The 15,533-nt window shown below is 71.2% G+C and carries 1 protein-coding gene (only partly in view); it reads left to right on the top strand.

The genetic code is table 11. The features are described from left to right. Nucleotides 1-15,533, top strand: partial view of a type I polyketide synthase gene (locus ACH438_RS11670; protein ID WP_397004011.1) — the 3' portion only. Its footprint begins 3,316 nt before the window's first position; 15,533 of the gene's 18,849 nt are visible here — the last part of the coding sequence; the start codon falls outside the window, past its left edge; it ends in the stop codon at nt 15,531-15,533.

The following is a 15,533-nucleotide window of genomic DNA, read 5'->3' as shown; positions in this document are numbered from 1 at the left end:
GCCTGCCCGACACCGAGCAGGCGGAACGCTACGGATTGCATCCGGCACTGCTGGACGCCGCTCTGCACACCCTCGGCCTCGGCCGTGACGAGCAGCAGGGGCGGGTTCCCTTCTCCTGGCGCAATATCTCCCTGCGCGCGGTAGGCGCGTCCACACTGCGGGTCCGGGTGACACCGGCCGGGGCGGACGCGGTCGCGCTGGACCTGGCCGATGGCACCGGCGCACCCGTGGCCGCCATCGGAGCACTGGCCCTGCGACCGGTCTCGGCTGAGGGGCTCGACCGACCGCGTGCGGTCCGGCGGCAGTCGCTGTTCCGAATCGACTGGCCGACCGTGACGGTGCCGCCCGCCGTGGGGACCATCGAGGTCCGGCAGGATCTGAGCGAGATCGCGACGGACACCGCCGAGTACGTGGCCCTGGCCTTCGAACCCGAGGGTGCCACGACCGCCGCGGACATCGCTGCGGCCGCGCACGTCGCGACACATCGTGCGGTGGCGGCGATCCAGACCTGGCTCACCGATGAGCGATTCGCGAAATCCACCCTGGTCTTCTCGACCCACGGCGCGGCGGGACCGGCGATCACCGATCTGGTCAATGCCGCAGTATGGGGTCTGGTGCGATCGGCCCAGACCGAGAACCCCGGCCGCTTCGTGTTGCTCGACCACGACGGCGCTGCACCGGAATTGATCCGAGCCGCCCTCGCCACCGGTGAGCCGCAACTCGTGCTGCGCGGCGGACAGGTCCATGTACCCCGATTCGCCCCGATGCGTCTGTCCGCCACCGAGTTCCGGACGCTCGACGGCACTGTCCTGATCACCGGCGCGGCCGGATCGCTGGGCAGGCTGGTGGCCCGGCACCTGGTCACCGAGCACGGTGTCCGGGATCTGCTGCTGGTCGGCAGGCGTCGTCCCGATACCGAGCAGGTCGCCGAACTCACCGCACTCGGCGCCACGGTCACGGCCGCCGCCTGCGATCTGGCCGACCGCGCCGCCGTCGAAAGCCTGCTCGCCGACATCGATCTGGCCGCGGTCGTGCACACCGCCGGCGTGCTCGATGACGGCGTGGTCTCCGCGCTCACTCCCGAGCGCCTCGACGCCGTGCTGCGCCCCAAGCTCGACGCGGCCCTGCACCTGCACGAACTCACCGCGCGGCGGGGCCTTTCCGCGTTCGTGCTGTTCTCCTCGGCTGCGGGCGTGCTCGGCGCGTCCGGGCAGGGCAACTACGCGGCCGCCAATACCTTCCTCGACGCCCTCGCCGAGCACCGCTGCACGCTCGGCCTGCCCGCGGTCTCCCTCGCCTGGGGCACCTGGGAGCAGACCGATGGCATGGCCGCCGATCTGGACGGCGCCACCGCGGCCCGGATCGCCCGAATCGGTTCCGGCACCATGTCTGCCACCGAGGGCCTGGCCTTGCTCGATGCCGCGTGGACAGCCGGTGAAGCCGTGCTCGCGCCGGTACATCTCGACTTCTCGGTCCTGCGTGCCCAGGCTGTCGCCGGATCGCTGCCGTCGATGTTGCGCGGGCTGGTGCGTGTACCGGCCAAGCGGGCGACGGCCGAATCGTCACTGGCCGCACGGCTGTCCGGCCTCTCCGAAGCCGACCAGGAGCGGGCGGTATTCGACCTGGTCCGCGCCGAGGTCGCGATCGTGCTCGGGCACACCGAATCCGGTGAAATCGAACCCAATCGGGCATTCCGGGACTTCGGATTCGACTCGCTGACCGCGGTCGAGCTGCGCAACCGGCTCGCCGAACGCACCGGCCTGCGCCTGCCCGCCACCCTGGTCTTCGACCACCCGACACCGATCGTGCTGGCGCGCACGCTGCGTGCGGAACTCCTCGGCGAGGACCGCACACCGGTCCCGGTCGCCACCACTGCCGCGGTCGCCGACGAGCCGATCGCCATCGTCGGGATGAGCTGCCGCTATCCCGGCGGCGTGGCCGGCCCCGACGAGCTGTGGCGGCTCGTCGAGAACGGAACCGACGCCATCGGCGCGTTCCCCGCCGACCGTGGCTGGCGCGTCGAGTACAGCGAGGATCCGGGCCGCACGGGCACCAGCTATGTCCGTGAGGGCGGATTCCTCTACGGCGCGGCCGAATTCGATGCGGGCTTCTTCGGTATCAGTCCGCGTGAAGCCACCGCCATGGACCCGCAGCAGCGGTTGCTGCTCGAAGCGACGTGGGAGGCATTCGAACACGCCGGAATCGACCCGGAATCGGTGCGCGGCAGCCGGACCGGCGTCTTCGCGGGCGTGATGTATCACGACTACCTCTCGCGCCTGCATGCCGTGCCCGAGGCGCTGGCCGGGTACGTCGGCACCGGCGGGGCGGCCAGTATCGCCTCCGGGCGGGTGTCCTATGTATTCGGGCTGGAAGGCCCCGCGGTCACCGTGGACACGGCCTGCTCCTCATCACTGGTGGCACTGCATCTGGCGTGCCAGGCACTGCGCAGCGGCGAATGCTCGATGGCCCTGGCGGGCGGTGTGACCGTAATGCCCACGCCGGCGGTGTTCGTCGAATTCAGCAAGCAGCAGGCGCTGGCGCCGGACGGCCGCAGCAAATCCTTCTCGGCTGAGGCCGACGGGACCGGCTGGGCCGAGGGTGTGGGCATGCTGCTGGTCGAACGGCTTTCGGATGCTCGCCGCAATGGGCATCGAGTGCTGGCGGTGGTGCGCGGCAGCGCGGTGAACCAGGATGGCGCGTCCAATGGTTTGACCGCGCCGAACGGTCCCTCGCAGCAACGGGTTATCCGGCAGGCGCTGGCCAATGCAGGACTGTCGGCGTCGGACGTGGATGCGGTGGAGGCGCACGGCACCGGCACAGTGCTGGGCGACCCCATCGAGGCTCAGGCACTGCTGGCCACCTACGGACAAGAGCGGCCCGCCGGTCACCCGCTGTGGCTCGGCTCGCTGAAATCCAATATCGGCCACGCACAGGCCGCCGCCGGGGTGGGCGGCATCATCAAGATGGTCATGGCCATGCGGCACGCCACGTTGCCGAAGACCTTGCACGTCGGCGAGCCCACGCCGCAGGTCGATTGGTCCGCGGGCGCGGTCGAACTGCTCACCGAGGCCATGGGCTGGCCTGAACTCGGGCGCCCGCGGCGGGCGGCGGTCTCCTCGTTCGGCATCAGCGGCACCAATGCGCACGTGATCATCGAACACGAACCCGCCGATGAGACTGCCGCACAGCCGAATCGGCCGGACGGACGAGGGCCGGAACCGATCCCGTGGGTGTTGTCGGGCAAGAGCGCCGACGCGCTGCACGGTCAGGCCGCGCGCCTGCTGTCCCTGCCGGAATCGGCGGACCCGCTGGATATCGGGTTCTCGCTGGCGACTTCGCGTGCCGCGTTCGAGCACCGCGCCGTGATCCTCGGCAGCAATCGGGATCAGCTGCGCCGCAGCCTCGAAGTCCTCTCGCGCGGTGAGCAATCCACGGAGGTGGTCCGCGGCCTCGCTGTCGGCGGGCGGGTCGCCTTCGTGTTTCCCGGCCAGGGCGGGCAGTGGACCGGCATGGCCACGGAGCTGCTGGCGTCCTCGCCGGTGTTCGCCGCGCGGATGGCCGAATGCGCTGCGGCACTGGAGCCCTACGTCGGCTGGCGTCTGACGGATGCGCTGCGCGACGAGGCCCTGCTGCAACGGGTCGACGTGGTACAGCCGGTGTTGTTCGCGGTGATGGTGTCGCTGGCCGAGGTCTGGCGTGCGCACGGGGTGGAACCGGCTGCGGTGGTGGGTCATTCGCAGGGGGAGATCGCGGCGGCCTGTGTCGCGGGAGCGTTGAGCCTGGCCGACGCCGCCAGGATCGTCGCGTTGCGCAGCCGGGCGCTGACCGCGCTGGCGGGCGGCGGGGCGATGGCCTCGGTCGCGCTGGACGCCGATGCGGCCGCGGAGCTGCTCACCCGATGGGACGGCAGGCTCGAACTCGCCGCGGTGAACGGGCCGACCTCGGTGGTGGTTTCGGGCCAACCGGCCGCCGTGGCCGAGCTGATCGCGCACTGTGCCGAGCACGAGATCCGCATCCGTGAGATCCCGGTCGATTACGCCTCCCACTCGGTGCAGGTCGAGCAGATCCGCGCCGAACTGCTGGCCTCCCTCGCCGACATCAGTCCGCGCGTCGCGGCCGTGCCGTTCTTCGCCGCTACCACCGGCGACTGGCTCGACACCACCACGCTGGACGCCGAGTACTGGTACGAAAACCTGCGCCGCCCGGTCCGATTCGAGACCGCGATCCGCGGCCTGTTCGCGGACGGGCATCGCCTGTTCATCGAATGCAGCCCGCATCCGGTACTCGTGCCCGCAGTACAGGAAACCCTCGACGGCTATGCGGAATCGGCCGCCGTCACCGGCACCCTGCGCCGCGACCAAGGCGGCTACGACCGATTCCTGACCGCCGTCGCGCAGTCCTACACCCATGGCGCGCACGTCGATTGGGCGAGCCTGTTCACCGGAACCGGGGCCCGGCGAATCGACCTGCCCGCCTACGCCTTCCAGCGTCGCCGCTACTGGCTGGACGCACCGGCGTCCGGCGGGGCGCCGATCGCGACCGCGCCGATACTGCCGGCCGAGGAGGCCGGGTGGGCGCACGGCCTCGCCACGCTGCCGGCCGCCGATCGCGACCGCGCCGTGCTCGATCTGGTCCGCTCCACCGTCGCCGCCGTACTCGGTCATGCCTCGGCCGATGCGGTTCCCGCCCGACTGCCGTTCCGCGACATCGGATTCGACTCGGTCACCGCCGTGGAACTGCGTAATCGGCTCGGCACCGCGACCGGACTCGGCCTACCGGCCACCCTGATCTTCGACCACCCGACACCGGCGGCCGTGGCCGATCACCTGACGACCGAACTGCTGGGCGTCGGAACCGAAGTGTTACCCGCGACTGCGTCGGCGGTCTCCGATGAACCGATCGCGATCATCGGTATGACCTGCCGATTCCCCGGCGGCGTAAGCACTCCCGAACAGCTCTGGCAGCTGTTGTCGGACGGGGTGGACGCTGTCGGCGCGTTCCCGGCCGATCGCGGCTGGGATCTCGAACACCTCTACGACACCGCCGCCGACGGCAGCTCCACCACCCTCGAAGGCGGATTCGTCCACGATATGGCCGATTTCGACGCGGCCTTCTTCGGGATCTCCCCGCGCGAGGCGCTGGCAATGGATCCCCAGCAGCGACTGCTGCTCGAATCCGCGTGGGAGGTCTTCGAACGCGCGGGCATCGACCCCGGAACACTGCGCGGCAGCCCGGCCGGCGTGTTCATCGGGGCCGTGGCCTCCGGATACGCTGCCCGCCAGCCGATGTCCGGCGCCGAGGGATACGCGCTGACCGGCGGCGCCGCGAGCGTGCTGTCCGGGCGGATCGCCTACACCTTCGGCCTCGAAGGACCGGCGCTGACCGTCGACACCGCCTGCTCGTCCTCACTGGTGGCCCTGCACTTGGCCTGTGAGTCGTTGCGTCGCGGCGAAAGTTCGCTGGCCTTGGCCGGTGGCGCGACCGTGATCTCGGCGCCGGAGATCTTCGCCGAATTCGCCCGCCAGCGCGGGCTGGCGGCCGACGGCCGCTGCAAGGCGTTCTCCGCCGAGGCAGACGGCACCGGCTGGGCCGAGGGCGCGGGCATGCTGCTGGTCGAGCGGCTTTCGGATGCACGCCGCAATGGGCATCGGGTGCTGGCGGTGGTGCGGGGTTCGGCCGTGAACCAGGACGGTGCGTCCAATGGGCTCACCGCCCCGAACGGTCCTTCGCAGCAACGGGTCATTCGGCAGGCGCTGGCGAATGCGGGATTGTCCGCCTCGGAGGTCGATGCCGTCGAGGCGCACGGTACCGGCACGGTGCTGGGTGATCCCATCGAAGCCCAGGCACTGCTGGCCACCTACGGCCGCGACCGGGAAACGCCGTTGCTGCTCGGGTCGATCAAGTCGAACATCGGTCACACGCAGGCCGCGGCCGGCGTTGCTGGGATCATCAAGATGGTCCTGGCCATGCGAAACGGCGTGCTGCCCAAGACCTTGCACGCCGAACGACCGTCTCCGTTCATCGACTGGTCCGCGGGCGCGGTCGAGTTGCTCGCCGAACCCCAGCTCTGGCCCGGCCACGACCGCCCGCGTCGTGCGGGTGTGTCCGCGTTCGGAGTGAGCGGCACCAACGCGCACGTGATCCTGGAGCAATTCCCGGAGGAACCAGCGACGGCTGCCGTGGTACCCGCCAGCGGAACGGGCCTGCCGTTCCTTGTTTCGGCCCGCAGCTGGATTGCGTTGCGCGAGCTGGCCGAACGGCTGTGCACCTACACCGACAGCACACCGGACGTCGGTGCGGCCGCCCTCGCATACTCGCTCGCCACAACCAGGGCGGCACTGGAACACCGCGCTGTCGTGGTCGGCGCGGACCTGGACGAACTGCGTCGCGGCCTGGGGGCGCTGGCCGCCGGAGTCCCGGCGACCAACCTTGTCGAAGGGATCGCATCCGGGGAAGCCCGTGTCGCCTTCCTGTTCTCCGGCCAGGGTTCCCAGCGAGCGGGCATGGGACGGGAGCTGTACCGACGGTTCCCGGTGTTCGCCGCCGCCCTCGACGAGGTCTGCGCCAAACTCGACGGCCGCCTGGGCGGCTCGCTGCGCGACATCATGTTCGACGAGGGCGAGCTCCTCGACCGGACGATGTACACCCAGGCCGCTTTGTTCGCCCTCGAAGTGGCGTTGTTCCGCCTGACCGAATCCTGGGGAATCACACCGGAATACCTGCTCGGGCACTCGATCGGCGAACTGGCCGCCGCGCATGTCGCCGATGTGCTCTCCCTCGAGGACGCCTGCGTGCTGGTCGCGGCCCGGGGCCGGCTGATGCAGCAGCTGCCCGGCGGCGGCGCGATGGTCGCGGTCGAGGCCACCGAGGTGGAAGTACTGCCGCTACTGAGCGAACGGGCCGGCCTCGCCGCGGTCAACGGGCCGCGCGCGGTGGTGGTGTCCGGTGCGGAGGACGCCGTGGCCGCGATCGTGGCGCATTTCGCCGGCCGGAAGACCAAGCGGCTCACCGTGAGTCATGCCTTCCACTCACCACTGATGGAACCGATGCTCGCGGAATTCCGCGACGTCGCGGCAGAGCTGTCCTATCAGCCGCCCCGAATCCCGATCGTCTCGAACCTGACCGGCGAACCGGTGCGCGCCTACGACGCCGACTACTGGGTCCGCCATGTCCGCGAAGCTGTGCGTTTCGCCGACGGAATTCGCCGCGTCGCCGAACTCGGTGCGAGCGCCTTCCTCGAGCTCGGGCCCGACGGCGTGCTCACCGCCATGGCACAGGACTGCCTGCCCGACGCCACCTGCACCCAGCTGCTGCGCAAGGACCGCCCGGAGGAATCCGCCGCGCTCACCGCCCTGGCGCAGCTGCACGTGCACGGCGTCGAAATCGACTGGGCCGCACTCTTCGACGGCCCGCCGGCCACGGTCGAACTACCGACCTACCCCTTCGAACGCCGCCGGTTCTGGCCGGCCGCGGCCACCGCCGACGTGACGGCGGCCGGTCTGAACGCGACCGGCCATCCGCTGCTGAGCGCGGCCGTGGCGCTGCCGGAGTCCGGTGCGCTGGTACTGAGCGGGCGACTGTCCGTGCAGACACAGCCGTGGCTGGCCGATCACGTGGTCATGGGCACGGTCCTGCTGCCCGGCACCGCCTTCGTCGAGCTGGCGGTGGCGGCCGGAGATCAGGTCGGCTGCGATCTGATCGAGGAGCTGATCCTCGAAACGCCCATGGTGCTGCCCGAACAGGGCGGACTCGCGTTGCGGGTGACGGTCGGCCCGGCCGACGACGGCGGCCGCCGCAACCTCAGCGTGCATGCCCGGCCCGAAGCGGCGGCGGAGGATGAACCGTGGACCCGCCACGCGGTCGGCATGCTGGCTCCCGATGCCCCGCGCGGTACGGCCGAATCGGCCGAATGGCCACCGGTGGATGCGAAACCGCTTGCAGTGGACGGCTATTACGACCGCGTCGCCGCGGACGGATTCGCCTACGGTCCCGTCTTCCGCGGGGTGCGGGCCGCCTGGCGGCGCGATGACGAGTTCTTTGCCGAGGTCGCGCTGCCCGACGGGACCGACACCGAGCGATTCGGAATCCACCCCGCGCTACTGGACGCAGCACAGCACGTGCTCGGCTTTGCCGCCCCCACCGAGAAGGGCAGGCTGCCGTTCTCGTGGCGCTCGATCGCCTTGCACGCCACCGGCGCCGCGGCGGTGCGGGTGCGCCTCGCCCCGATCGGCAGCGACGGCTACACCCTGTCGGTATCCGACATGGCCGGACAGCCGGTCGCTGACATCGAGTCACTGGTGCTGCGGGCGGTGTCGGCAACACCGGTGTCCCGCACCGACATCGCGCGGAACTCGCTGTTCGCGATCGACTGGGTGCCGGTATCCGCGAGCGCGGCGCCCCGGGAGGACAGCTGGACGGTCCTCGCCGACGGCGCCGCGGAGGTCGCGGACGCCATGACCGCCAACGGGTTCCGCCTCGTTGCGCAGCAGGAGCTGTCCTCGCTGCACGGGACGCTCGACGCCTTGCAATCATGGCTGGCCGAAGGCACTTCCGCACTGCTGGTCGTCACCCGCCGCGCGGTCGCCGCAGCGCCCGGCGACGACGTGCCAGATCCGGCGGACGCCGCGATCTGGGGTCTGGTGCGATCGGCCCAGTCGGAGAATCCCGATCGGATCGTCCTGGTGGACATCGATTCCGGCGACGACCTGACCGCCGCGCTCGCCACGGCGTTTGCCGCGGGCGAACCACAGCTGGCCCTGCGCGCCGGAACCGTACTCGCGCCCCGCCTTACCAGGGCCGAACCCGGCCTGACCCCGCCCGACAGCGCCTGGCGCCTGGACACCACGGATGCGGGCACTCTCGAAAACCTTTCCCTCGTAGCGCATCCCGAGGCCGTTGCGCCTCTCGCGCCTGGCCAGGTGCGCATCGCGGTACGGGCTGCGGGCGTGAACTTCCGTGATGTCCTCAATGCGCTCGGCATGTATCCGGGCGCGGCCACCCCGCTCGGCCTGGAGGGCGCGGGCGTAGTGCTCGAAACCGGGCCCGGCGTCACCGGCCTCGCGCCGGGCGACCGGGTAATGGGCTTGCTGGACCGTGCTTTCGGACCGGTGGTGGTCACCGACCACCGCCTGGTCGTGCCGATCCCGGCGGAGCTCACCTTCGCACAAGCCGCCACCGTCCCGGCGGTGTTCCTCACCGCGTACTACGCCCTGGTCGATCTCGCCGATCTCCGGCCGGGGGAGCGAGTGCTGGTACACGCGGCCGCCGGCGGAGTCGGCATGGCCGCGGTCCAACTTGCGCAACATCTCGGGGCCGAGGTGTTCGGCACCGCGGGACCCGGCAAATGGAATGCGCTGCGCGCGAACGGGATCACCGACGACCGGCTCGCCTCCTCCCGGACCACCGAGTTCGAGCGGCGCTTCCTCGACGCCACCGACGGACAGGGCGTCGACGTCGTCCTGGACTCGCTGGCAGGCGAATTCGTCGACGCCTCGCTGCGGCTGCTGCCGCGCGGTGGCCGGTTCCTGGAGATGGGCAAGACCGATGTCCGTGACGCGGACCGGGTGGCCGCCGCCCATCCGGGCGTGACGTATCGGGCGTTCGAACTGTTCCAGGCCGGTCCGGACCGCCTGCGGCAGTTGCTGATCGAGGTGGCGGCCCTGTTCGAGCAGGGTGTGCTGCGCCCACTGCCGTTCACCGCCTGGGATATCCGCCGGGCGAAGGACGCCTTTCGGTTCATCAGCCAGGCCCGCCACATCGGCAAGGTCGTGCTCACCGTCCCCGCCTCAGTGGACCCGGAGGGCACGGTACTGGTGACCGGCGCCACCGGCGTGCTGGGCGGCCTGATCGCCCGGCATCTGGTGTCCGAGCACGGGATTCGGCATCTACTCCTGGCCGGCCGCCGCGGCCCTGACCCGGAGTTGGCAGCCGAACTCGAGGCGCTGGGCGCCGAGGTGACCATAGTCGCCTGCGATGTCGCGGACCGCGGTCAGGTCGAGCAGTTGCTCGCCCGAGTCCCGGCCGCGCATCCCCTGACCGCGGTGGTGCACGCCGCCGGGACCGTCGCCGACGGCATCATCGGTTCGCTCACCCCGCAGCGACTCGACGAGGTCATGGACCCCAAAGCGGAAGCGGCACTGCATCTGCACGCGCTGACCGAACACCTGGACCTCGCCGAATTCGTGCTGTTCTCCTCCATAGCCGCCACCTTCGGCGGTGCGGGCCAAGGCAATTACGCGGCCGCCAACTCGGTCCTCGACGCCCTCGCCCAGCACCGCCGCGCACGCGGACTGCCGGGCACCGCGCTGGCCTGGGGATTATGGGATCAGCGCAGCGCGATCTCGGCGCACCTCGACGCCACCGACCTGGCCCGCATGGCCCGCGGCGGCTCGAAACCGTTGTCCACCAACGAGGGTCTGGCCCTGTTCGACGCCGCACTGCGCGCCGACCGGGGGCTGCTGCTGCCGTTCCATCTCGACACCGCACGCATTACCGCACCGGTGCCGCCGCTGCTCACCGGTCTGGTGCGGGCGCGTGGGCGGCGCAATGCGGCCGACGTCGTGGCCGCGGACGCCTCGCTGCTGAACCGCCTGGCCGCGATGACGCCACTCGAACGCGACGAGTTCCTGGTCCTGCTGGTGCGTACCCATGCGGCCGTCGTACTCGGTCACGGCGGGCCGGAGGCGATCGATTCGATCCGCGTCTTCAGCGAAATCGGTTTCGACTCGCTCACCGCGGTGGAGTTGCGTAACCGGTTGAGCGCGGTCACCGGTCTGCGCCTGCCCGCCACGGTGGTCTTCGACTATCCGACCGCGGCGTCGCTGGCCGGCTTCATCCGCTCGGAACTGACCGGCACCAAACCGGCCGCAGAGCTCGCCGAAGTGGCGCCCGCGGCGGCCGACGAGCCGATCGCCATCGTCGCGATGGGCTGCCGGTTCCCCGGCGGGATCGGCTCGCCCGAGGAGCTGTGGCGGCTGCTGAGCGACGGCGCGGACGTGATGTCGGAGTTCCCGCGCGATCGCGGCTGGGATCCGGCCGGGCGATCGGTGACCTCCGAAGGCGGATTCCTCTACGATGCGGGCGATTTCGATGCCGGATTCTTCGGAATCTCACCCCGCGAGGCGATCTCGATGGATCCCCAGCAGCGCCTGCTGCTGGAGGTGTCCCAAGAGACGTTCGAGCGCGCCGGCATCGACGCCGCGACCCTGCGCGGCAGCCGGGTCGGCGTGTTCGCGGGCACCTGGGCACAGGGATACGGCGGCACCGCCGACGGCTACGCACTGACCGGCGGCGCGACGAGTGTCGTATCCGGGCGCGTGGCCTACCATTTCGGGCTGGAAGGCCCCGCGGTCACCGTCGACACCGCGTGTTCGTCCTCGCTGGTGGCCCTGCATCTGGCGGCGCAGTCGCTGCGTGCGGGGGAATGCTCGCTGGCATTGGCCGGCGGGGTGACCGTGCTGGCCACTCCGCTGATCTTCGAGGACTTCACACAGCAGGACGGGCTGGCCCCCGACGGCCGGTGCAAGGCGTTCGCTGCCGCGGCCGACGGCACCGGATTCTCCGAAGGTGCGGGTCTGGTTCTGGTGGAACGGTTGTCCGACGCGCAGCGCAACGGGCATCCGGTGCTGGCGGTGGTGCGTGGCAGCGCGGTGAATCAGGACGGCGCGTCCAATGGGCTCACCGCGCCCAATGGTCCCGCGCAGCAACGGGTCATCCGTCAGGCGCTGGCCAATGCCGGTCTGGCCGCGACCGATATCGATGTGGTCGAGGCGCACGGCACCGGAACCCGGCTGGGCGACCCCATCGAGGCGCAGGCCGTGCTCGCCACCTACGGACAGGACCGGGAACGGCCGCTGTGGCTGGGATCGGTCAAGTCGAATCTCGGGCACACGCAGGCCGCGGCGGGTGTGGCCGGGGTGATCAAGATGGTGCTCGCGTTGCGGCACGAAGCGCTGCCGCGAACGCTGCACATCGACCGGCCGACAAAGGAAGTGGACTGGTCGGCCGGAACAGTCGAGTTGCTGACCGAACAGGTGGCGTGGCCGGATGCGGGCACGCCCCGGCGGGCGGGGATCTCCTCGTTCGGATTGAGCGGCACCAATGCGCACCTCATCCTCGAACAAACGCCGCCACAGGCGGTTTCGCCCGCACAACCCGGTCCGGCCGCGGTGGCGTGGCTGCTGTCGGCCAAGAGCGGCGCGGCGCTGCGTGCGCAGGCTGACCGGCTGCGTGCGCGGGTGCTGAGCGATCCCGGGTTGCGACCGGCCGATATCGCGCTGTCGCTGGCCACCACTCGCTCGGCCTACGCGCATCGTGCCGTAGTGGTCGGTGCGGACCGGACGGAATTGCTGGCCGGGACGGCCGCCTTGGCCGCGGGTGCGACCGAGCCGAGCGTGATCACGGGCAGTGCCGGCGAGCCGGGCAAGGTCGTGTTCGTATTCCCCGGGCAGGGCTCCCAATGGCCGGGAATGGCACTGGCCCTGGCGGATTCGTCGCCGGTGTTCGCCGCCCGGCTGGCCGACTGCGAGCGGGCGCTGGCGCCCTACGTCGACTGGTCGCTGCGTGACGCGATCACCGACGAGGACGCCCTGCAGCGCCTGGACGTGCTGCAGCCGGTGCTGTGGGCGATTCTGGTCTCGCTGGCCGAATGGTGGCGCTCGATGGGCGTGGAACCGGCCGCGGTCGTGGGTCATTCGCAGGGCGAGGTCGCCGCGGCCTGTGTGGCCGGGGCGCTGTCTCTCGCGGACGGTGCCCGGGTGGTGGCGCTGCGCAGCCGGGTGTTGGTGACTCTCACCGGTCATACCGGGCTGCTGTCGGTGCCGCTGCCGGTGGACGAGGTCCGGGAGTTGATCGCACCGTGGGGCGAGGCGCTGGCCATCGGCGCGGTGAACGGGCCGCGGCGCGTCATCGTCTCCGGGGCGGCGACGGCACTGGACGAACTGCGGGCCGCTCTACCCGACGTCGATACACGCCTGGTCCCCGCCGGTGTCGCCTCGCACTCCGCGCACGTGGAACACCTGCGCGAGCAACTGCTTTCGGACCTCGCGCCGATCGCACCGCAAGCCTCGCGGGTGCCGTTCTACTCGACGGTGACCGGCGAGATCGTCGACGGTGCGAGCCTCGATGCGGAGTACTGGTACCGAAACGTCCGCGGGACAGTGCGATTCGCCGACACCGTCGGCGCGCTGCTCGCTGACGGGCATCGTGTCTTCATCGAAGCGAGCCCGCATCCGGTGCTGACCGTTCCCGTGCAGGAGGCGGCCGAGGATCCCGCCTCCGGCATTGCCGACGACGCCGTGATCGTCACCGGTTCGCTGCGCCGCGACGAGGGCGGCTTGGACCGCATGCTGAATTCGCTGGCCCAGGTTCATGTCCGGGGCGTCGCCGCGGACTGGGCGGGCCTGTTCGCGGGTGCGCGCCGGGTGGAGCTGCCCACCTATGCCTTCCAGCGCGCACGGTACTGGCTGACACCGCACGCTGGCGGCGGAGACAGCGTCGATGCCGCATTCTGGGAAGCCGTCGAGCGCGGGGATGTGGACGCGCTCGCGGCGACCGTCGGCGACGGCGGCGAACAGCGATCCACGCTGGATGCGGTGCTGCCGATGCTGTCCTCGTGGCGCAGCCGGCGCCGCGCCCGGTCCGCGGTGGACGCCCTGCGCTATCGGATCGGCTGGCAACCGGTCCAGGATCCGGCGCCCGCGATCTCGGGTACCTGGCTGGTGCTGACGCCCGAGGGCTGTGACGCCGCTGAATTCACCGAGGCGATCGAGCGCCACGGCGGTAAAGCGGTCACCGTCGCACCCGAGCGCCTGGGCGACGTCCTCGTCGACGGGGCCGAGACGGCCGGCGTGCTGTCCCTGCTGGCGCTCGACCCGCGACCGCACGCGGTGCATCCGCTGCTGCCACGTGGCCTCACCGCCACCGTGGAAGCGCTCCGGGCCCTGCAGGATTCGCAGCCTGAGGTGCCGCTGTGGTGCGTCACCCGGGGCGCGGTGTCGACCGGCCGCTCCGATCGGGCGGTCGATGCCGGGCAGGCACAGGTGTGGGCGCTGGGCCGCGTTGCGGCGCTGGAGTTTCCGCGCGGCTGGGGCGGGCTCGTCGACATGCCCGCCACACTGACCGAAAGCGCGGCCGCCCGCCTCGCCGGGGTGCTGGCCGGGGCCACCGGCGAAGATCAGCTCGCCGTGCGGTCCTCCGGGATATCGGCACGCCGCCTGGTCCGCGCGGCGGCGCGACCGCTCACGCGGGACGAGTGGCGGCCATCGGGCACGGTCCTGATCACCGGTGGCACCGGCGCGGTGGGTTCGCGGATCGCGCGCCGGCTCGCCGAGGCCGGGGCCGGGCATCTGGTGCTGGTCTCGCGCCGCGGGCTGGACGCGCCCGGGGCAAGGGAACTCGCCGCGCAGCTCGGTGTCCGGGTGACGATCGCCGCCTGCGATGTGGCCGACTCGTCCGCACTGGCGGAACTGGTCCGCGAGGTCGAATCCGACGGCAGCGTGATCACCGCCGTCGTGCACGCGGCCGGAGTGGGCGTATCGGCAGCTCTGACCGAGCTCGACCCGGCCGCGTTCGCGGAGGTGTTCGCGGCCAAGGTGTCCGGCGCCGCCAATCTCGACTCCCTGTTCGGCGATCGGAAACTGGACGCTTTCGTGCTGTTCTCCTCGATCGCCGCGGTCTGGGGCGGTGCGGGACAGGCCGCCGGCGCGGCGGCGAACGCGTTCCTGGACACGGTGGCCGAGCGGCGCCGCGCACGCGGACTCGCCGCCACCTCGATCGCCTGGGGACCGTGGGCCGAGGGCACCATGGCCCCGGGCGTCTCGGCCGAGCAACTGCGGCGGCGCGGAGTGGACTGTCTGGCAACCGATCTCGGGCTCACCGCGCTGCGGCAGGCCGTCGGCCAGGACGATGCGGTGATCACCATCGCCGAGATCGACTGGGAGCGGTTCGCGACCACGTTCACCGTCGCCCGGCCGAGCCCCTTGCTCGCGGAACTCTACGACGCGCAGCCCGCGGCCGAGGAACCGGAGACCGGCGAATCCGCCGCACTGCGCACCCGATTGGCCGAACTGCCCGAACCGGATCGGCGGGACGCGCTGCTCGAGTTCGTGCGCGCCGAAGCCGCCGCCGTGCTCGGTCATGCGAGCGCGGAGGACATTCCGGAGGATCGGCCGTTCCGCGAGTTCGGTTTCGACTCGCTCACCGCGGTGGACCTGCGCGGCAGGCTCAGCCGGGCCACCGGCCTGCGACTGCCCGCCACGCTGGTGTTCGATTTCCCGACGCCCGTCGCGCTGACCGGACGCCTGCTGGCCGACCTGTTCACCGACGCCGCCGCGAGCGACCCCGGCGAGGACCGGGTCCGCGAACTGCTGGCCGAGATCCCGCTCTCGCGGCTGCGCGATGCGGGCCTGATGGACGTGCTACTGCGACTCGCCGGTGCCGGACCGGCGGACACGCCGTCCGCGGCACCGGCCGACCATATCGACGAGCTGGACGACGAGAGCCTCATCCGGATGGCGCTCGAGTCGGATTCCTGA

The organism is Nocardia sp. NPDC020380 (genome assembly GCF_044386975.1).
Lineage (GTDB): Bacteria > Actinomycetota > Actinomycetes > Mycobacteriales > Mycobacteriaceae > Nocardia.
The sequence above is the reverse complement of the archived record's forward strand: the minus strand, read 5'-3'. Positions and strand labels throughout refer to the sequence as shown.